This is a genomic window from Sphingobacterium spiritivorum, from assembly GCF_016724845.1.
GTDB lineage: Bacteria > Bacteroidota > Bacteroidia > Sphingobacteriales > Sphingobacteriaceae > Sphingobacterium > Sphingobacterium spiritivorum_A.
This window is the reverse complement of the sequence record NZ_CP068082.1, coordinates 1,101,808-1,122,645: the sequence shown is the minus strand read 5'-3', so window position 1 is coordinate 1,122,645 and position 20,838 is coordinate 1,101,808. Positions and strand designations below refer to the sequence as shown.

Below are 20,838 nucleotides of genomic sequence, written 5' to 3'. Positions count from 1 at the left end.
ATGAATATCGATAATATAAAACGGGTTTATCTGATTGGCATTGGCGGTATAGGCATGAGTGGGTTAGCGCGCTATTTTCATCGCTTGGGATGTGAAGTAGCCGGCTATGATAAGACCGAATCCGATCTTACAGATACACTGGTACAGGAAGGAATTCCGGTCATCTATGAAGATAACACAGATGCTATTCCGGAATCATTTACCCATACCGGCCCGGATACATTGATTATTTATACTCCGGCTGTTCCAAAAGAACTGAAGATCAAAAATCATCTCAGTGATCTTGGACATGAGCTCTATAAGCGTTCACAGGTTTTAGGCTTCATCAGTGCCAGCCGGTTTACCATTGCGGTAGCTGGTACACATGGTAAGACCACTACCTCGACGATGATCGCACATATTCTGAAAGATTCCGGATATGACTGTTCGGCATTTCTCGGGGGAATAAGTTCCAACTATGATTCTAATGTGTTGTTCGGAGCGAATAATACAGTAGTTGTAGAGGCCGATGAATACGACAGATCGTTTTTGACATTGCATCCGAATATTGCGGTTGTTACTTCAGCAGATGCTGATCACCTGGATATTTATGGAGACGAAAGCCATCTGATAGAATCGTTTTCATTATTTCTGGACCGGGTAGTTGAAGGTGGTACACGTATAGTGAAAACCGGATTACCATTTAAAGGGCAGATCAGCTATTCAGGAAAAGGAGAAGGCGATGTGTATGCGGAAAATATCCATGTCAGAGATGGAGAATTCTACTTTGACTATGTACATCCGGAGGGTAAGATAAGTGATATTCACTTAGGAATACCGGGGATTCACAACGTGGAAAATGCAGTAGCTGCAATCACAGCTGCACGACTATTGGGTATTGCTGATGCAAAAATTGTGACCGCACTAAGTACTTTCAAGGGTGTAAAACGAAGATTCGAATATATTGTTCGCAATCCGCAGACCATATACATTGATGATTATGCGCATCATCCGGAAGAGTTAAGAGCATTTATTTCTTCTATGCGCAAATTATATCCGACGAAGAAACTAACGGTTGTTTTTCAACCTCATCTTTTTAGTCGTACACGGGATTTTGTGGATGGCTTTGCTGAAGTGTTAGCTATGGCAGATGAGCTGTTGCTTATGGAGATATATCCGGCGAGAGAATTACCGATTGAAGGGGTTACTTCCACATGGCTGGCGGATAAGATAGCATTGGAGAACAAACGTGTGGTATCTCCTCAGGAAGTATTAGACATAATTAAAGAGGAGAAGCCGGAGCTGGTTGTGACAGTTGGAGCCGGTGATATAGATAGATTGATAAAACCATTAAAAGCAATATTGAACGATGCTCAATAAGTTGCGTAACATACGATGGAGTGCGGTATTATATGCCATGCTGGGTATTGTGGCCTTGGCCGGAGTAGGGATGCTTATGTCCTTAGTCGGGAAAAAAGACAATGCACAGGTATGTACAGACTTACATGTTATTATTGAAGGTAAAGAAACCTTTATTGATCAGCAGGATATTTCCAATCTGATCAATAAGACATACGGATCAGTGGCAGGTAAACAACTGGCGAGTATACCCCTGCATAAAATAGAGTTGACACTCGAAAAATTACCCTATGTATCCTCAGCAGAAGTGCATATGGATATGGATGGGGTGATGCAGGTAAAAGTTAGCCAGCGTGAAGTAATCATGCGCGTGATCAATAAAGCGGGGAAAGATTTTTATGTGGATCCTACCGGGTTGAAGATTCCGGTAACATTAAAATATGTACCCCGTGTTCTGGTGGCGACCGGTAATATTTCGGAAGGTTATAAACAGGCGCTTGATACGATAGAGTCCGGGACACTGAAAAATTTGCTTGAAGTCGTTAAATATGTAAATAACGATGAGCTATGGGGCAATCAGGTCGTTCAGTTATATGTAAACGAGGATAAAGATATAGAATTGATTCCGCGTGTAGGTAGTCAGGATCTGGTTATCGGAAATGCGGATTCATTGGAGAGTAAGTTTGATCGTTTAAAACTTTTTTACAATCAGATCTTACCCAGAGTCGGTACAGAAGCATACAACAAAATAAATGTAAAATATGCACACCAGATTGTGTGCGAACGTAAGGGGAGTTGGACTATTGACAGTCTGGCTATCGTTAAAAAATAAATACAGGAAATAATATTATTAATATACAGCATTAATACACAGCAATATGAAACCAAGAATAACAGACAGCGAAAAGGAGAATCCAATTATTGTTGGTCTTGATATCGGTACCACAAAGATTTGTGTGACCGTAGGACGTCGTAGCGGGACAAATAAAATCGAATTATTAGGAGTAGGGAAAGCGGAGTCTGCAGGTGTAAACCGTGGAGTCGTGGCCAATATCCAAAAAACCGTTACCAGCATTAAAGAGGCAGTCGCATTGGCAGAAGGTTTGTCAAATGTAGACATCAAAGTGGTCAACGTAGGTATAGCCGGACAACACATCAAGAGTATTCAGCATCGGGGTATCCTGACCAAAAACGATGATGATGAAGTAGGAAGAAGAGATATCGAAAGATTAATCTCCGATATGTACAAATTGGTGCTTCCTCCGGGAGAGGAAATTATCCATGTACTTCCGCAGGAATTTACTATCGATAACGAACCGGGTATCAAAGAGCCTGTGGGTATGGCGGGTCGTCGTATCGAAGCTAATTTTCATATTATTTCAGGACGTGTTACAGATATCAAAAATATCAAAAGATGCGTCGATTACTCCTCATTAGAGGTGTCATCATTAGTGCTTGAACCTTTAGCGTCATCCGAAGCTGTATTGGATGAAGATGAAAAAAATGCTGGTGTTGTATTAGTTGATATCGGTGGTGGTACTACCGACGTGGCGATTTTCCATGAAGGAATTATCCGTCATACTGCTGTTATTCCTTTGGGTGGTAATATTGTGACTGAAGATATCCGTCAGGGATGTTCAGTGTTGCGTAATCAGGCCGAATTATTAAAGGTCAGATACGGATCAGCTTTAGCTGACGAGAATAAAGAAAATGAAGTAATCTGTGTACCGGGTATCCGCGGAAGAGAAGCAAAAGAGATCTCCGTGAAAAATCTGGCGTATATCATCCAGGCCCGCATGGAAGAGATCATTGAACACGTGTACTACGAAATCAAATCTTCAGGCTATGAAGATAAACTGATCGGTGGTATTGTAGTCACCGGTGGTGGCGCTCAATTGAAACACCTGGTACAATTGGTGGAATATATTACCGGTATTGATTGTCGTATCGGATATCCGAATGAGTATCTGGCAAAAACGGATCTGCTGAACAAACAGCTTTTCGATGAGTTGAAGAGCCCATTGTATGCTACAGGTATTGGTTTACTGATTAAAGGCATTCAGGCTATCGAGGATGAAGAAGCTTCTGAACATGAAGATTCGATCAAACGTGTGCCTAAAACAGCAAGTGCTCCGGGAGTAAAGGATATTGCTGAAAAGCAACAAAAGAAAGAAGGTTGGTTAAAAAAGTTTTTGACCGAATTTATCAAGGACGACGCGGGAATTGATGATGATACCTTCATAGGAAAGAAATAGTTTTCAACAATCAGTGATTTTTCCACATTCTAACAAATGTGGAAAACTGTTGTTAAGAAATTGGTATTATTACATTAGAATTGTTGAAGGTTTTTGTAAAATATAAGTCTCTCAGCAATAGTTAAATAGGGAAAAGTTATGTCAATACAGTTTGAAATGTTAAAGGAACAGTCTTCGATAATCAAGGTTATCGGGATTGGTGGAGGTGGGGGCAATGCCGTCAACCACATGTATAATCAGGGAATCAGCGGAGTAGATTTTATAGTTTGTAACACTGATGCACAGGCATTAGAATTGAGCCCGATACCAAATAAGGTACAATTGGGAGCAAGTCTTACCGAAGGTATGGGTGCCGGTGCTGATCCTGATGTGGGTGAAAATTCGGCTATTGAAAGTATTGAAGATATCAAGCGTATGTTAGGTACTAATACCAAAATGTTATTTATAACAGCTGGTATGGGCGGTGGTACCGGTACTGGAGCAAGTCCGGTATTGGCAAAAGCAGCTAAAGAACTTGGTATTCTGACCGTAGCGATTATAACTACACCTTTTACATTTGAAGGAAAAAAACGTCGTGCTCAGGCAGAAGAAGGATTAGAAGAATTACGTAAATATGTAGATTCATATTTAGTGATTTCTAACGATCGTCTTCGCGAGATCTTCGGTAACCTCACTATGACAGCAGCCTTTGCCAAAGCAGATGATATATTGACTACTGCCGCAAAAGGTATTGCAGAGATTATTACTATTCCTGGTTATGTAAACGTTGATTTTAAAGATGTTCGTACAGTAATGAATGATAGTGGTGTTGCGATTATGGGTAACGCCAAAGCTAAAGGCGATAACCGTGCTCTGGAAGCGGTGACCGGTGCTCTGGCTTCTCCGTTACTGAAAGATAATGAAATTGAAGGTGCACGTTATATCTTATTAAATATTACTTCCGGTACAATGGAAGTGACAATGGATGAAGTTGCTATTATTACAGACTTTATTCAGGATAAAGCAGGCCTTTCTGCAGATCTGATCTGGGGTAACTGTATCGATAATACATTAGAAGATGAATTGTCTGTTACAATCATTGCTACCGGTTTTCAGACAAGTGAACAACGTGTTAAGGAAAAACAGAACGAGAAAGTTGCTTTACCTCTGACTCCGGAGAATAATGCAAACCCTTTTGTAAAACCGGTTTCACAAAATCAGTTTGTTCCAAGAGAAGCTGCGCCATCTGTCGCTAACCCTGTTCAACAACCGGAAAATCAGGTTGCAAATACAGTAGCACAACCTCAGGTAGATTTGTTCTCTCCAAAAACAAACGGAAATGCAACAAATGCATATACACAGACAACTAAGACTGAAACTGAAACTGTAGTACGTCATACTCTTGAAGTAAACGAGACGGTTATTAAACAGGAAGAAGAAGTGAAAAACGATGGTTTTGAATTGAAAACTTCACCTTCTGTATTCCAGTTTGAATTGCCAACAGTGTTTGATGCCTATCAACACGCTTCCGTTAACCCTATAGAGGAAGTAAGCAATACAGTAGAAGAATCAACTATATCGACACATATCGAAGAGCCTGCAAGCTTTGAAGATCAGTTGCTGAAGACCAAAGAACGCATCTTGCGTCTGAAAGAACTAAGCATGAAACTGAAGTCTTCAAACGGTTTACAGGAGCTTGAAAACGAGCCTGCTTACAAACGTAAGCAAAAATCACTGGAAGATCTTCCGCACTCATCACAGTCGGCTGTATCCCGTTTTACGTTATCTTTTGACGAAGGCGAAACAGAGATCCGTCCTAACAATTCTTTTTTACATGATAATGTAGACTAGTCATACAACTCTATTTATATGGAAGCGGCTTGAAGTGATTCATGCCGCTTTTTTTATTAAACACGTAAAAAGAAAGACAAAATTTTTTTTTTCAAAAAATAGATGTTATTTTTATGTTATACAGTGATTGATAATTAATTATAAAAAACTCAAACAATTAAATTATGGCAAGTATTGATAAATTCAAAGAATTAAAGGCTCTAATCGATGGTCTTGAAGGTGATGCAGACAAATTCTTTAACAAAGGGAATAGTGCAGCAGGTACGCGTGTAAGAAAAACATTGCAGGATATTAAGACGCATGCTCAAACCCTACGTTTAGGAGTTCAGGAATTAAAAAACTCTAAATAGATTTCCTGCACCCATAAGTCATAGAGAAGGCCCTTTAATAAGGGCTTTTTTTGTTATCTTTACCTACACCATATCTATTTAAATAAAAGAAATAACATGTCTAACAAGCTTAATAATCCCATATGGGTAATGAGTTCGGCGTATGATAAACTGTCTCTGGAAGAATTGATTGAGACCGCTGTGAAAGTAGGTGCTCAAGGTATTGATCTCTGTGTGTTTAGAAAAGACGGTACCCGCGAAGATCATACTGCTACTCATTTGGAATATGATGAATTTTCCCCGGAAACTGCCAACAGATTAATCGATCAGTTTAATGCTAACGGGTTGCAACTTTCGCTCGGAGCTTTTGAAAACATGATAGGAGGAGATCCGGAACAACGGATAAAGAATCAAAATCACCTGCTTAAGCTGATCCGTATCGCTTATCTGTTAGGAGGAGATACTAATAATGTAAAGGTTGGTACTTTCGTAGGTTACAATCACGAGTTGGGTAATGAGATAGATGGATTTCAGAAAAATCTGGAGAAATATAAAGAAGTCTTCGGACCTATTGTCAGGTATGCTGAGTCTTTAGGTGTAACTATCCTCTACGAGAATTGCCCTATGGAGGGCTGGAGATCATCCAGATTCACTTCGACATATAACAACCTGCCTGCTACATTGGCTGCACGTAAGCTTATGTATGCGATGATTCCGAGCAAGGCACATGGAGAAATTTATGATCCTTCACACGATGTATGGCAGAATACCGATCCCGTAGAAGTCATAAAGCTGACGGATATCAGTCGTTTGCATCGTATCCATGTAAAGACTACCCGTAATCTGTCCGGAAAGGCAAGAGTAGAGTGGGGTGGTATGTATCCCATGCAGACTGTAGATGCATCTCTGGCGCAGGCAGCAGATGTGGCTGTACCGCTGCATGACTGGGACAGACATCACTATGAAGCTATGCTTCCGGGATTCGGAGGATCAGATAGTATGGATTGGAGAGGTTTTGTAGACACCTTACAGGCCAGAGGCTATAGCGGTCCTTTTGAGATTGAAAATGAAGCTAAAAACTCTAAGGATACCGGTAATTTTGCAGCTACCAATCAGGGATTCACGACTTGTATTAATTTTCTTGCTCCTATGTTGTGGGATCTTGATGTTGAGAAAGGCTATACCTATAGAAATGAGAACACATTGAAGAATGTGCATGTAGAGGACATTCCAGTTGTAACTATAGATCAGTTATAGGCCTTATTAATTTGCATTCCAACTATTTTAGGTGGAATGCAAATTAAATAATTGAATAAGTTCAGGAATATTCGTTACTCCCAGTTTTTCAAATACCCGGCTTTTGTATGTACTGATTGTAGAGGCACTAAGTTTGAGTTCATTGGAAACTTCCAGAATACCAAGCCCCTGAGTCAGATGTTTGGCGACATCCATCTCTCTGTTGGAGAGTTTTGCCAGAGGATTCGCTTTTTGAAGACTGGATTTGCTTTGCGTGAGTTTCTTCAGATACAGATCCGTGACAACATCTGACATATACTTTCCTCTCGAAATAATGCATTGAATAGCATTACCCAGTTCGGACATAGCAGTATTCTTATTTAAATAACCCACGGCGCCTGCTTCGATATAACGTAGCGCGTAAAGGGATTCATCGTAAGAGGAGAACACCAGTATTTTTAAGTCATTTTGTTTTGCCAATATTTCATGAATAACCTTAATGTTATTTCCGCCGGGCATATTAATATCAAGCAATAGCAGGTCGTAGCGATTAGCATCCAATAATTTGGTAATCTCGCTGTAGTCCTGCGCTTGTGTGATATTCGCATTTTCAATAACCCCTTTAATAATGACAGACGCTCCCAGTCTTACAATACTATGATCGTCAGCAATTAATATTTTTTTCATGAATAGATACTATTAATAATAAATATACTCAAGTTGGCTGTTCGTAGTTGAAGTGAGATTTTGATAAATATAATAATTACAAACTACTACTTCGATCAAAAATATAAAAAATGCTTCATTTTTTAGTGAAATGCTTTTTTTTTGCCAAAACTATAATTTTATGCATCATTTTTGTTATACTTATATGAATTATTAAACAGATGAAAAATGGGATTTATTAAAGAATTTAAAGAATTTGCAATGCGCGGGAGCGTTGTTGATTTAGCTGTCGGTGTTGTTATCGGTGGCGCCTTTGGTAAAATTGTGACATCGTTGGTCGATGATATCATTATGCCTCCGATTGGTTTTATTACAGGTGGAATTGATTTTTCGGACATGAAGTATGTACTTACTGCCGGAGATGAAGCTAATAAAATTAAAGAAGTTGCAATAAATTACGGTAACTTTATTAACATCGTCATTCAGTTTCTGATCGTAGCGTTCTGTATTTTCCTTGTGATAAAAGGTCTTAATTCATTGAAACGTAAGGATGAACCAGCTCCTGCAGCTGCTCCTGCTCCGACTAAAGAAGAAACACTGTTGACTGAAATTCGTGATATTCTGAAAAATAAGTAATATACATCTGCTACAAGCAGAGGAGTCTTTGTGCTCCCGGTATAAAAGATGCCGGGAGCACTTTTGTATAATAGAGTTGATAAAATATTGGAAATAAATTTTGTTTGTTTCATATATAAACGTTACTTTTGCATTCCTCTTTTAGAGTATAATACGAATTAAAAATATTAAATACATAGCATAAGCGCCATGAAAAGAACATTTCAGCCATCGCAAAGAAAAAGAAGAAATAAGCACGGGTTCAGAGAACGTATGAGCACAGCAAACGGAAGAAGAGTATTGGCTTCCCGTAGAGCAAAAGGTAGAAAACGCTTAACAGTATCTGACGAGTACCGTCACAAAGGATAATTAAACATTGCCGGTGGCAAGATAGACCGAGCTTTATAGCCGGCTTGTACGGGTCATCGAATATGAATAATAATACTTTTACAAAAGAAGAACGATTATGCAGTAAAAGGCTTATTGACAGCCTTTTTCATAGTGGTTCTTCTTTTGTTTTATACCCTTTCCGGATTGTATTTTGTCAGGCTGCTGATATAGCTGTACCTGCACAGGTTATTATTTCGGTTTCCAAAAGGAGATATAAGAAAGCAGTAACCCGTAATCTGCTCAAACGGAGGATGAGGGAAGCTTACCGTACGCAAAAAAAAGAAATCCTTTATTCTTTTCTTGAAGATCATCACCTAAATTTGCTAATTGCTATACAATATGTCGGAAAGACAGAATTGTCTTTTGAGGAGATGAAAGTGAAATTAGCATTAGCTTTGAATAAACTGAAAAATGAAAGCAATCATCTTTATTTGGGAAAAGATCATTAAAGGGGCATTCCGATTTTTGTTTATTCTCCTTATCCGTTTTTATCAGCTGTTTATATCCCCTTTACTGGGTGCAAACTGCCGCTACACACCTACTTGTTCGCAATACGGTATGGAGGCGATTAAAAAATACGGTCCGTTTAAAGGTGGCTGGCTGGCAATCAAACGAATTTTAAGATGTAATCCCTGGGGAGGTCATGGACATGACCCTGTTCCCTGATAACCTAGCACGATGAATAAAAACTATATTTTGCAGATAGAGACCGCGACTCCGGCCTGTTCGGTAGCAGTCAGCCTGGATGGTCATGTAATAACAACTGTAGGAGCGGAAGAAAATAATATTCATGCTACGCATCTTACTGTTTTCATTGAAAAAGCTTTACAGAATGCAGGTATTACTGTTGAGGATCTGTCGGCGGTAGCTGTCAGTATGGGGCCCGGATCATATACAGGCTTACGTATCGGTGTTTCAGCGGCAAAAGGATTATGTTATGCATTGGATATTCCTCTTATTGCAATTGATACCTTGTCTGCTATGTTCAGTGGATTTTCGCAAAGGATCATAAAAGAAAATGAAAAAGTTCTGTTATGTCCTATGATAGACGCCAGAAGAATGGAAGTCTATTCGGCCTTGTATGATCAGCATGGTCATCAGGTAGTACCTGTTGGAGCAAATATAATAGATCAGGATTTTTTTCAAGCATATGAGGAGGAAGGGTATCAATTGCATCTGTTTGGCTCCGGAGCGCCTAAATTCAAGACGTTATTTGAAGCCAATCCATTGATTGATGTATATGATGATTTTTCCAATTCAGCCGCCCATATGAGCGCTCAGGCCTTCGAAAAGATGAACAGTCAGTCTTTTGAAGATGTGGCTTATTTTGAGCCGTATTATCTTAAAGACTTTATAGCGACTACACCTAAAAAAAGATAATTACATCCATCTTTTCCGCTTGAACCAAATATAGATCACTGCTGCTACAAAGGCCATCATACCTAAGGATAACGGATATCCGTAATACCATTCCAGCTCAGGCATATTTTTAAAATTCATGCCGTATATTCCTGCAATAAATGTCAGTGGCATAAAGAATACCGAGATGATGGTCAGCGTACGCATAATCTCATTCGTATGGTTAGATTCAATATTGAAGTATACAGACAGCAATTGGCTGGTGTTTTCAGAAAGATTGCGGTACAGTGTCGAATTCCGAAGATATAAGTCCCTCAGATCCTGTGTGTAGATATTTTTGTATTCAGGCATATGAAAGTAATCTACAATATCTTTACAGATGGCCAGAATATTGCGGATCACATCGATCTGTCTTTTAAGATAGTAAAGGCGTTTTAAGAAAAGCTTGCGTTTGCTGTGTAAAAAGACAATCCCTTCATAATCATCCAGCCGCTCGGAAAGCCCATTCATAGCCAGGTTTTCAAATGTCTTTAAGGATTCAGAGGTAATAAAATTCATCAATGCTTTTGTACTGGCAAATTTTTTCCCTTTACGATCCGCTTTCTTAATATTATTGAGGTATTCTACTTCATTACGATGGACGGTAATTACAAACTTTTCATTAAAGAAAATAGAAACACGGTCCGTGATATCGGTCATGCTGTCCGAGTTTTCATCAAATGAGTTAGCAACTGATCTGATGATTAGAAAATGATAGGTATCAAACTCCTCAATTTTGGGAAGGTGTCCGATTTCCAGGCAGTCTTTTATAGAGGCTTCATTAAGATTATAACGGGGGGCGAGATCTTTAAAATCATCTCTGCTTGGATTTGAAATGTCGATCCATACAAAGGGTATGCAGTCATCTTCTATTAAAACTTCTATCATTGTGGCTGTAATGTTTGTACAATATAAACAGCATAGGCTAAAATTACAAATTTCAGCTATCAAAAAAGGGTCTGCAAAATTTGCTGACCCTTATCTATCGTTTATTAAAAATCTTGTTTATTATTTTTTAGTCGCTTTGTACTCTTTGTTCAGGGCTTCTACAACTTCTTTAGTGATTTCCAGCTTAGAATCAGCATACAATACTGTAGGATTCGATTTCGAATAAGTCAATACCAGTGTATAACCATTTTCGGTAGCATGTTTCTTCAGGTATTCTGTGATTGTTTTGTATACGTTGTTGAATTCTGTAGCTTCATCTTGTTGTATAGAAGCAGAAGCATTCTGATCCAAACGACCTAATTCGTCCTGTTTACGAGCCAGTTTTTCTTCCGTAGCCTGACGCTCTGAAGCACTCATGCTTGCAGCTTTTTGCTGGTATTCAGCTACTTCACGTTGGAAAGCCTGACTTTTGGACTGAAGATCGGTTTGTGCTTTCTTCACTTTGGCTTCCATTTTCAACTTAATGTCTTTGAAATACTCGTATTTCTCCGAAAGCGTATCCGAATTGATGTAAACAATTTTCTCAGAGACAGATGATGAATTGGTTTTTGCACCAGTTGAATCACCCGAACCTGTTGGCTTAGATGCGTTTTGATTACATGAAATAGCAGCTGTCGCGATTATAACACCTAGTGTTGCTTTCGAAAAAGTTGTAATAAATTTATTCATTCGTTTTGTGGTTGTCATATTTTAAAGTAACAAACCTACTATAAAAAATTTAAAATCCGCTTCTCTTTACAAATAAATCTATTGAGCAAATCTTTTAAATTGCTTGTTATCAGTGTGCTTAAATACATTTTGTAAGCGCGGAATATACTTGTTTTTGTGGCTTATTTTTCGTATTTTTGAATGTAAAACTTAATCATAGCACAATCTTTACATGAGCGAAGAAAAGAAAAATACATCTACATATTCAGCCGATAATATTCAGGTATTAGAAGGTTTAGAAGCAGTTCGTAAACGTCCATCCATGTATATCGGTGATACAGGGGTAAAGGGCTTACACCATTTGGTTTATGAAGTAGTAGACAATTCTATAGATGAGGCCGTGGCCGGGTATTGTGACGATATTTTGGTCACCATCCATGAAGGTAATTCAATCTCTGTACAGGACAACGGACGTGGTATTCCTACAGGTATCAACAAGAAAGAGAACAAGTCTGCTTTGGAGTTGGTAATGACAGTATTGCATGCCGGTGGTAAATTTGATAAGGACACTTACAAAGTCTCCGGTGGTCTGCATGGTGTCGGAGTATCCTGTGTGAATGCGCTTTCTACCTTATTGATCGCAGAAGTACACCGTGATGGTCAGATATTCAAACAGGAATACGAAAAGGGAAAACCTAAATACGATGTAAAGGCAATAGGAGAGAGTGAGAGAACAGGTACAACAGTGACTTTCTTCCCTGATCCGGAGATTTTTACGATGACGACCGTATATAATTACGATACCTTGTCTAATCGTCTACGTGAGCTTGCTTTCCTGAATAAAGGAATTCGTCTGACTATTGTTGATGAAAGAGAAATCCTGGATGACGGGTCTTTTAGAAAAGATGTTTTCTTCTCCGAAGGTGGTTTACAGGAATTTGTTAAATTTTTAGATGGTAACCGTCAGTCTTTGATTCCTGACCCGATATATGTTGAAGGGATAAAGCAAGGTGTTCCGGTAGAGCTTGCGCTGCAGTATAACGATACCTATTCGGAAAACGTTCACTCATATGTAAATAATATCAATACAATTGAAGGCGGGTCACACGTTGCCGGTTTCCGCCGCGGACTGACACGTACCCTGAAAAAATATGCTGAAGATTCCGGCTTATTAAAAAATCTGAAAGTCGAGATCGCCGGAGATGACTTCCGTGAAGGACTCACAGCTGTTATTTCCGTTAAAGTGGCCGAACCACAATTTGAAGGGCAGACTAAAACCAAGTTAGGTAATAATGAGGTGATGGGAGCTGTGGATGTGGCTGTAGGAGAGATTTTAAGTACTTACCTGGAAGAGAATCCTCGTGAAGCCAAGATCATCGTTCAGAAAGTCGTAATAGCTGCTCAGGCACGTGCTGCAGCGCGCAAGGCGCGTGAAATGGTTCAGCGTAAAACAGTAATGGGCGGATCCGGACTTCCAGGCAAATTAGCAGATTGTTCTGACAATGATCCGCACAAGTGTGAGATTTTCTTTGTCGAGGGGGATTCTGCGGGTGGAACAGCCAAGCAGGGACGCGATCGTAAGTTTCAAGCCATTATGCCGTTAAGAGGTAAAATTCTGAACGTAGAAAAGGCCATGGAACATAAAATATACGAAAATGAAGAGATCAAGAATATGTTCACAGCATTAGGGGTCAGTGTAGGTACTCCAGATGATGCAAAAGCATTGAACCTTGAAAAACTTCGTTATCATAAAATTGTAATCATGACGGATGCCGATGTGGATGGAAGCCACATTGCTACACTGATTCTGACCTTCTACTTCAGATATATGAAGGAGTTGATAGAAAACGGATATGTCTATATTGCTACGCCTCCATTATATCTGGTCAAAAAGGGTAAGGAATCTCAATATGCATGGACAGAGGATCAGCGTTTACAGGCAATCCAGCGTCTTAAAGGAGCAGGTAAAGAAGATAGTGTACATGTACAGCGCTATAAAGGTCTAGGAGAGATGAATGCGGAACAGTTATGGGATACAACTATGAATCCTGAGCATCGTACGCTTCGTCAGGTGACTATTGATAATGCCGCTGAGTGTGACCGTATTTTCTCTATGCTGATGGGTGATGAGGTAGCTCCACGTCGTGAATTTATTGAAAAGAACGCACGTTACGCAAAAATAGATGCTTAATCTTTAAGAAATCAATATAAAGTTTAAAAGCCTGTTGAAATATCAGCAGGCTTTTTTATGTCATTTTATTTTCTTTTAGAAATAAAATGTTTAACTTCAGGTAATTCTGGATCAGAAACTATAAATTATGAAGTTAAGGAAATTAATATTTTTGATGTTAATTTCTCTTGAAGCAGTATCCCAACCATTCAACGCTGCACCTTTTCAGGGAATTGGAAATACAGGTATTGCCTTAGGAGGAATTTACAGTCTGACGAGTAATCCTGCCGGTCTGGTGGAAATTGATGAACTCCAGGTTGCAATTGCTTACCAAAGGTATTTTCTTATGCAGGATATCCAGACGCAGGCGGCTTATTTTGCTATTCCCGTAAAACAATTGGGGGCATTGGGTATCTCTGTTCACAATTATGGAATTCCATCCTTAAGCTCTTTCTTAAGGGCAAATTTCTCCTATGCGCGCAACTTTGCAGATATACTCTCTACATCCGTTTCTGTAAATTATCATCGTAAATCTGTGGATAAATATGGCGGAGAGCAAGTGATGTCATACGATCTGGGGTTGCAGTATAAATGTAATCCATCGCTTACGGCTGGATTTATATTCAAGAATATTACAAATGCAGTCTTAAATGAAACTGCAGCAGATCGTATAGCTCAGGAAATAGGAGCAGGGACTAACTATAGGATATCCTCCGGACTTATGGTTAACGCTGATGTGGTTACTGATATGCAGGATCGCTGGTTTATAAGGAGCGGTCTGGAATATCGATTGGATCCCCGTCTTAAGATCAGAGGAGGAGTCTCTTCTAATCCAATAGAATATTTTGCAGGAATAGGATTTGTGCTTTCAAAGATAAGGATTGATTTATCATCCTCATTTCATCCCTACCTGGGTACCTCTCCTCAATTTGCATTGGCCTATGGTTTATGATCTTATCCGGATAGTAATAACAGGGTTATTGCTATCTCTATTCTTTTGTACTGCTGCACAGGAAAAAATAGAACAACTGGAAGAAGAGCTGATTGAGCAATTAAATGAGGTGACTGATGAGTTTGCAGACATCAGTGAATATACAGAACGATTGCGGTATTTTCTTCGAAATCCCATTGATCTCAATAAGACAGACGGACGGGATTTGTCCGAGCTATTGTTTCTGACGCCAGTTCAGATTGCTCATTTGTTGGATCATAGAATGCGATCCGGACGTATGTTGTCGGTATTGGAACTTCAGGGTATAGAAGGATTTGATGAAATAACTGTTGAGCGTCTATTGCCGTTTGTGAAAGTAGGGAACGTTTCGGTATTAGAGAGTTTTACCTTACATAAATTATGGAATACATCCACGCAAGAATATATGGTGCGTTACGGAAGAGGATTTGAACAGGCAAGAGGTTACCGGATAACAGATACTTCCAGGTCAAGGTATCTGGGTAATCCTGATCGTTATATGGTACGATACAGATTGAATTATAAGGATGCTGTCAGACTTTCACTAAATATGGAGAAAGATGCTGGTGAATCCTTTTTTAAATATGCACAATCATCCGGATTTGACTTTTACTCGGGTAGTCTTTCTGTCAAAGTAAACGATAGGCTTAAAGAAGTTATTATTGGTGACTATTCTCTTCAATTTGGTCAGGGCCTGGTCGTCTGGAACGGCCTCGCATTCGGGAAAGGTTCCTGGGTGAGCAGTGTAGCCCGGCAAGGCATTGGCCTTAAACCCTATACTTCTTTTAATGAAACTAATTTTTTTAGAGGTATAGCTGGGACGGTAGTGGTGGGGCCGTTACAGATCACACCGTTTATGTCCTTAAAAAAACGAAGTGGAAGCGTTTTGGAAACAGATTCTGGAAGCATCATTTTATCTATTTCTAATTCGGGACTACATCGTACACCTACAGAACAAAGGCAGCGTCACTCCATTGATGAATATGTCTATGGCGGAAATGTAAATTATAGAATAGACCGGTTCTATGTGGGGATAAATCTTATGCAGACAAACTATAGCGGATATATAAAGCCTGCAGAACTACTGCGGAACCGCTTTGCATTTCGCGGTCAGGCGCTAACGAATATTAGCGGATATTATCAATACACATTCAAAAACACCTATGTTTTTGGTGAAATAGCCAAAAGTGCAGGAGGTGGGACAGCGCTTCTGAATGGTATGGTTAGTAGTCTTCATCCAAAATTTTCGTTAGTGCTGTTACATAGACATTATCAGAAGAATTACCATCAATTCTTTGCACAGGGAATAGGAGAGGGCGGAATGGTCAATAATGAGAGCGGTTTGTATGCAGGTGCAGTATATCATCCTTCCCGTAAAATAGAATGGGTCGGTTATGCAGATGTATTTCAGTTTCCATGGTTAAGATTTCGGGCAGATGCTCCTACAAAAGGATATGAAGTGTTTTCTCAATTTACTTACCAATGGTATAAGAAAGGTAGGGTGGCTCTCCGATTCCGTCATCGGTTCAGAGAAGAGAATTCCTCAGGCATGGAGACCGCAGAGCAGATGCTTGCCGAGTTAAAAAGATATCAGTTGCGGTGTGATTTCGAATATAAGCTGACCAATCAGTGGATGATCAGAAGCAGGGCAGAAGTTGTAAGATATACCAAAGAATTTGATGCTCCGGAGAAAGGGTGGTTGGGAGCTCAGGATATCTTCTGGTCTGCCCGTAACAAGCGTATAAGTGCTAACCTACGACTAGCCTATTTTCATACAGATGGCTTTAATTCCCGTATTTATACCTACGAAAATGATGTGTTATACAGTTCTTCTTTTCCTTCCTATTTTGATAAGGGCTATCGTACCTATGCAAACGGGAGGTGGCGGGTTCGTAAGAATATAGATATGTGGATTAAATATGCTGTCACTTTATATGCCGATAAGGATGTAATCGGATCTGGTCTGGAGCAGATCGCCGGCAATCGCAAATCTGATATTAAAATACAAGGTAGAATTCAGTTTTAAAGTAATGTTAAAGCCTGATCCTAAACATATCCCCTTTGTGAGACTGTTACTGATATTTCTGGTAGGTATCAGTTTGGGATTTGCTGTAGAAAATATGGTGTTCTCTGTTTTCTATCTGGAAGTTATACTGGTGTTCTTACTTTTGATAATCATTTTATGTTTTATTTTCCGGAATTCCTATCCCTTCAGACATATGTATATGTGGGGACTATATATTCTGATCTGTCTGTTTGGATTATGGAAAACGGTTAAAGAAAACCCTCTTCATAAGCCCGATCATTTTTCGGCTTACGGAGATCAGCAACTGGTCGGCATTATTGCTGATGAAATCGTGGTTAAGAATCAGATTGTCCGCTTTCCTGTTCGCATTATAGCTGGAGTAAATAATTCAGGATCAGAAAAGAGATCCGGTAATCTGCTTGTAACGATTAAGAGAGAGGAATCGACTGAAAGATTGCAATATGGCGATAAGTTGATTTTGCAGGCTGCTATAAAAGATGTATCTCCTCCTTTCAATCCCCGAGAATTCGATTATCAATCTTACCTTTCTCATCAGAATATATGGCAACATACATTCCTGAATCCTGCACAATATCATGTGTTGGGACATCGTGAAGGAAATCCGGTTCTGAGATTTGCTCTTGAGATGCGTAGAAAGATCGTAAAGCGATTCAGACAGTATATCGGGGATGATATAGCATTTCAGGTTGCTACAGCTATTATTTTAGGTTACCGGTCAGAAATGGCTAAGGAGACCATAACAGCCTTTAGTAACACAGGTACTATTCATGTATTGAGTGTCTCCGGAATGCATGTAGGGTTGGTATTCTGGATTTTATCTTTCCTGTTAAAAGGACTCGGACGATGGAAAGCTGGTCGAAGCATTCAACACGTTATTTTATTGACTTTTATATGGATGTATGTCGTCCTGACCGGACTTTCTCCCTCAGCCTTGCGTGCAGGACTGATGATTTCATTTTTTGTGGTGTCCAACATGTTAGGAAAGGATCTCAAGTCGTATAATACTATTGCTTCTTCAGCATTTTTTATGTTGCTTACAAATACTAAAATATTGGCCGATCTGGGGTTTCAGCTTTCCTATCTTGCTGTTTTAGGTATCGTGACGGTATTGCCTTTATTGAATAAACTGTATCTGCCGAAAGGGAAATATCTTAAAATTTTTATGGAATATATGTACATCTCTATAGCTGCACAGTTATTCACCCTACCACTTGTTTTTTATTATTTCGGACAATTCCCAAACTATTTTCTGATTGCAAATCTGTTTATTGCTTTACCCTCTACCTGTATGATGTATGTAGGGTTAGTATTGGCTTTTTTTCCTTTGGATTTACTCAGTCAGTTCATGGGGAAAATACTGGAATGGCTTATTCAGTTTATGTGGGAGGGGCTTCGTATACTGGATGGCCTTCCGGGATCATTAATTCAGGGAGTGGTGTTTTCCATCGATCAGGTCATCCTGCTTTTTTTAGCTTGTTTTTTCTTATCCATAGCTTTTCATTACCGAATAAAAGTTGCTTTTAAAATCGGAATCCTCTGTGTTTTTATAGTTCAGGGTTTGTTATTTATTGATTATATAAAGATGAGAAACTATGCAGGAATCCGAATTTATAATGTGAAAAAACATCTTGCTATTGCACACATTCGTAAAGGAAAAGTCGTGTTGTTCACCAATATGGACTCCTTGCAGCATCCTGTGATTGCCTATAGTATACTGCCTGATCTGTTAAGATATACACATCAGAATGAAATTAATTTTGAGCAAGTTTCTGATGACAATATCCGGCAGAATCTGCGGCTCTCCACTTCTGATATCTCCATCACTGTCCTGGAGAAATATATAACACCGGATAAGGTTTTGCCTAGCCAGATCCTGATCATGAGAAAAAATAACCGAAGTGATCTGAAAGAAATTCTCCCGGTAATGAGACCCAGCCTCGTCATTATTGACGGGTCTAATACGGATCGCAGAATTAAAGATTATAAAGCGGAACTGGATATTTTGAAAGTTCCCTATTATTGCTTGAAGGATAATTTTGCTTATGTTTGGGTTGGAGATTAGCTATGACAAGTAAGGCCATTTTAAAACAGTATTGGGGATATGAGTCATTTCGCCCTTTGCAGGAAGAAATCATCGATTCTGTCTTGCAGGGCCGGGATACCCTTGCGTTAATGCCTACAGGCGGAGGTAAATCTTTATGCTATCAGGTTCCTGCATTGATGAAAGAAGGAATCTGCATTGTTATCAGTCCTCTTATTGCGTTAATGAAGGATCAGGTAGAGCAATTGAGAAAAAGAGGAATTGAAGCTATTGCGATTTTCTCCGGGATGAGTCCCCGAGAAATAGATATTGCATTAGACAACTGTATCTTTGGTAAGATAAAGTTTTTATACCTCGCTCCAGAGCGGTTGTACAGCGATGTAGTAAGAGAGCGTATCCGCTATATGAAAGTCAACCTGTTTGCGATTGATGAAGCCCACTGTATCTCGCAATGGGGGTATGATTTCAGACCTTCTTATCTGCAACTAACGGGCTTAAAGGAATTGCATCAGGATATTCCTTTTTTAGCTGTCACAGCTTCTGCTACACCAAAAGTCGTTGAGGATATTCAGGAGAAGTTGAATTTCAAAGTTCCTCAGGTATTCAGCATGAGTTTTGAGCGGAAAAATCTGGGGTATATGGCATTGCATGAAGAAGATAAGATAGGACGTATGATCCGTATTATCAAGAAGCAGGGAGGATCAGGGGTGGTATATGTCCGAAACAGACGAGAGACACAGGAAATCGCAAGACATCTGCTGAATCACGGAATACCTGCTGATTTTTATCATGCAGGTATGGATACACTCTCCCGTTCTCAGAAACAGGATGCCTGGATGACTAATCAGATTCGCGTTATCGTAGCAACAAATGCTTTCGGAATGGGAATTGATAAAGCTGATGTACGGTTTGTTATTCACCTGGATATTCCGGACGCACTGGAAGCATATTATCAGGAAGCGGGCAGAGCGGGACGAGACGGAAAAAAAGCATTCCCCGTGCTGTTGTATCAACAGGAAGATCGGGAAAGACTATGGAGTAATATGGAGTCCGGATTTCCGGAGATTACATTTATTCAACAGTTATATCACCACCTTTGCAATCATTTTCAAATCGCATACGGAGCAGGAGAAGGAGCTGTATTCGATTTTGATGTGGTGGAGTTCGCCAAGAAGTATAAGGTCGATCTTTTGTCGACGATGAGTGCATTGAAATTTCTGGAACGAGATGGGTGGCTTTCGCTGTCTGAAGCCGTTTTCATACCCGCCCGATTCAAGTTTGAAATAGATTATCAGGAATTGTACAAATTCCAGATCAGTAATGCGAAGTATGACGGTTTGATAAAAGCGATCCTGCGTTCATACGGGGGAGCTTTTGATTTTTATATACATATCAATGAATATGAGTTTGCTAAAAAGCTGAAGATCTCTTATGGTACAGTGGTGGAAATGCTGAAGAATCTGCAAAAACAACAGGTCGCCAGTTATTTACCTCATACAGATGCTCCGCAATTGCAATTTCTGCAAAACAGAGTAGACTATAAAAACCTTTATATCGATACCCAGTTTATCAGGGAACGGAGAGAGGTTAAGGAGGAGCAACTCAAAGCTATATATGCTTATCTTGATACGAAGAATTGCAGAAGTATTTCCATTCGTGAATATTTTGGAGAGAAGGCTGCTGCTCCATGTGGAGAATGTGATTTGTGTCTTATTCGCCAGCATCGTTCCAATCAGGAACAAAAGATCAAAGCAGAGGTCAAAATACTGCTGATTGATGATACGCTGGATCTTCATAGTCTGGTGGATCGGATAACTATCGGAGATGATACGATCCGATTAAAAGTGATTCGCGAACTTCTGGACGAAGGACAAGTTGTAGTCAAAGATGAACAGTATACCTGGTTGAATGCTTTTTAGCATATACTGCATCCGGTAATTCTATTGATTAAGCTAAT

19 protein-coding genes are annotated in these 20,838 nt (G+C 39.5%); 16 read left to right on the top strand and 3 right to left on the bottom strand.

All coding sequences use genetic code 11. The features are described from left to right. From murC to I6J03_RS04700, 6 genes are all read left to right on the top strand, one after another. Nucleotides 1-1,359 (top strand): UDP-N-acetylmuramate--L-alanine ligase, encoded by a 1,359-nt coding sequence (gene murC, locus I6J03_RS04725; protein ID WP_003012390.1) that lies wholly within the window; start codon nt 1-3, stop codon nt 1,357-1,359. Next, the gene (locus I6J03_RS04720) at nt 1,349-2,170 is read left to right on the top strand and encodes a cell division protein FtsQ/DivIB (RefSeq protein ID WP_003012392.1); all 822 of its coding nucleotides are present in this window, start codon (nt 1,349-1,351) and stop codon (nt 2,168-2,170) included. Before murC ends, I6J03_RS04720 begins: the two co-directional genes overlap by 11 nt. 46 nt (nt 2,171-2,216) lie before the next feature. Beyond that, a complete protein-coding gene (gene ftsA, locus I6J03_RS04715) occupies nt 2,217-3,593 on the top strand; it encodes a cell division protein FtsA (RefSeq protein ID WP_003012396.1) in 1,377 nt (458 codons plus the stop codon). A gap of 138 nt (nt 3,594-3,731) precedes the next feature. Next, on the top strand, nt 3,732-5,423 hold the full coding sequence (ftsZ, locus tag I6J03_RS04710) for a cell division protein FtsZ (RefSeq protein WP_003012399.1): 1,692 nt from the start codon (nt 3,732-3,734) through the stop codon (nt 5,421-5,423). A gap of 164 nt (nt 5,424-5,587) precedes the next feature. Then, nucleotides 5,588-5,773: a hypothetical protein gene (locus tag I6J03_RS04705; protein WP_003002289.1), complete on the top strand. Its 186-nt coding sequence runs from the start codon at nt 5,588-5,590 to the stop codon at nt 5,771-5,773. A gap of 96 nt (nt 5,774-5,869) precedes the next feature. Beyond that, nucleotides 5,870-7,009, top strand: a complete 1,140-nt coding sequence (locus I6J03_RS04700; RefSeq protein WP_003012401.1) for a sugar phosphate isomerase/epimerase family protein — start codon at nt 5,870-5,872, stop codon at nt 7,007-7,009. Between the two features lie 27 nt (nt 7,010-7,036). Here I6J03_RS04700 and I6J03_RS04695 read toward each other — a convergent pair whose 3' ends face one another. Next, nucleotides 7,037-7,675, bottom strand: coding sequence for a response regulator (locus I6J03_RS04695; RefSeq protein WP_003002287.1), 639 nt, complete (start codon nt 7,673-7,675; stop codon nt 7,037-7,039). Nucleotides 7,676-7,882: 207 nt separating this feature from the next. Here I6J03_RS04695 and mscL point away from each other — a divergent pair, with 207 nt between their 5' ends. The 5 genes from mscL (at nt 7,883) to tsaB (ending at nt 10,039) form a co-directional block, all read left to right on the top strand. Continuing rightward, nucleotides 7,883-8,290 (top strand): large-conductance mechanosensitive channel protein MscL, encoded by a 408-nt coding sequence (gene mscL / locus I6J03_RS04690; RefSeq protein WP_003002286.1) that lies wholly within the window; start codon nt 7,883-7,885, stop codon nt 8,288-8,290. 189 nt (nt 8,291-8,479) lie between these two features. After that, a complete protein-coding gene (gene rpmH, locus I6J03_RS04685) occupies nt 8,480-8,638 on the top strand; it encodes a 50S ribosomal protein L34 (protein WP_003002285.1) in 159 nt (52 codons plus the stop codon). A 62-nt stretch (nt 8,639-8,700) separates the two neighbouring features. Further along, nucleotides 8,701-9,108 carry a ribonuclease P protein component gene (rnpA, locus tag I6J03_RS04680; protein WP_003012405.1) on the top strand — a complete coding sequence of 136 codons (408 nt, stop codon included), beginning with the start codon at nt 8,701-8,703 and terminating at the stop codon, nt 9,106-9,108. Next, nucleotides 9,071-9,325: a membrane protein insertion efficiency factor YidD gene (gene yidD, locus I6J03_RS04675; RefSeq protein ID WP_003012407.1), complete on the top strand. Its 255-nt coding sequence runs from the start codon at nt 9,071-9,073 to the stop codon at nt 9,323-9,325. Before rnpA ends, yidD begins: the two co-directional genes overlap by 38 nt. A 12-nt stretch (nt 9,326-9,337) precedes the next feature. Then, nucleotides 9,338-10,039 (top strand): tRNA (adenosine(37)-N6)-threonylcarbamoyltransferase complex dimerization subunit type 1 TsaB, encoded by a 702-nt coding sequence (tsaB, locus tag I6J03_RS04670; RefSeq protein ID WP_201694175.1) that lies wholly within the window; start codon nt 9,338-9,340, stop codon nt 10,037-10,039. Here tsaB and I6J03_RS04665 read toward each other — a convergent pair whose 3' ends face one another. Continuing rightward, on the bottom strand, nt 10,040-10,945 hold the full coding sequence (locus I6J03_RS04665) for a magnesium transporter CorA family protein (protein ID WP_003012412.1): 906 nt from the start codon (nt 10,943-10,945) through the stop codon (nt 10,040-10,042). It abuts the gene before it with no gap. A 120-nt stretch (nt 10,946-11,065) separates the two neighbouring features. Next, nucleotides 11,066-11,674, bottom strand: a complete 609-nt coding sequence (locus I6J03_RS04660) for an OmpH family outer membrane protein (RefSeq protein WP_003012415.1) — start codon at nt 11,672-11,674, stop codon at nt 11,066-11,068. A 211-nt stretch (nt 11,675-11,885) separates the two neighbouring features. Between I6J03_RS04660 and gyrB the strand changes: the two genes are divergently transcribed. The 5 genes from gyrB to I6J03_RS04635 all read left to right on the top strand — a co-directional run bounded on the left by gyrB (nt 11,886) and on the right by I6J03_RS04635 (nt 20,800). Next, entirely contained in the window at nt 11,886-13,844 is a 1,959-nt protein-coding gene (gyrB, locus tag I6J03_RS04655) for a DNA topoisomerase (ATP-hydrolyzing) subunit B (RefSeq protein WP_003012418.1), read from the top strand. A gap of 127 nt (nt 13,845-13,971) precedes the next feature. Further along, nucleotides 13,972-14,775: a hypothetical protein gene (locus I6J03_RS04650; protein WP_003012420.1), complete on the top strand. Its 804-nt coding sequence runs from the start codon at nt 13,972-13,974 to the stop codon at nt 14,773-14,775. Continuing rightward, nucleotides 14,765-16,819, top strand: a complete 2,055-nt coding sequence (locus I6J03_RS04645; RefSeq protein ID WP_201694174.1) for a ComEA family DNA-binding protein — start codon at nt 14,765-14,767, stop codon at nt 16,817-16,819. Before I6J03_RS04650 ends, I6J03_RS04645 begins: the two co-directional genes overlap by 11 nt. Before the next feature lie 4 nt (nt 16,820-16,823). Beyond that, nucleotides 16,824-18,902 carry a ComEC/Rec2 family competence protein gene (locus I6J03_RS04640; protein WP_003012427.1) on the top strand — a complete coding sequence of 693 codons (2,079 nt, stop codon included), beginning with the start codon at nt 16,824-16,826 and terminating at the stop codon, nt 18,900-18,902. Nucleotides 18,903-18,904: 2 nt separating this feature from the next. Then, on the top strand, nt 18,905-20,800 hold the full coding sequence (locus I6J03_RS04635; RefSeq protein WP_201694173.1) for a RecQ family ATP-dependent DNA helicase: 1,896 nt from the start codon (nt 18,905-18,907) through the stop codon (nt 20,798-20,800). Nucleotides 20,801-20,838 lie beyond the last annotated feature (38 nt).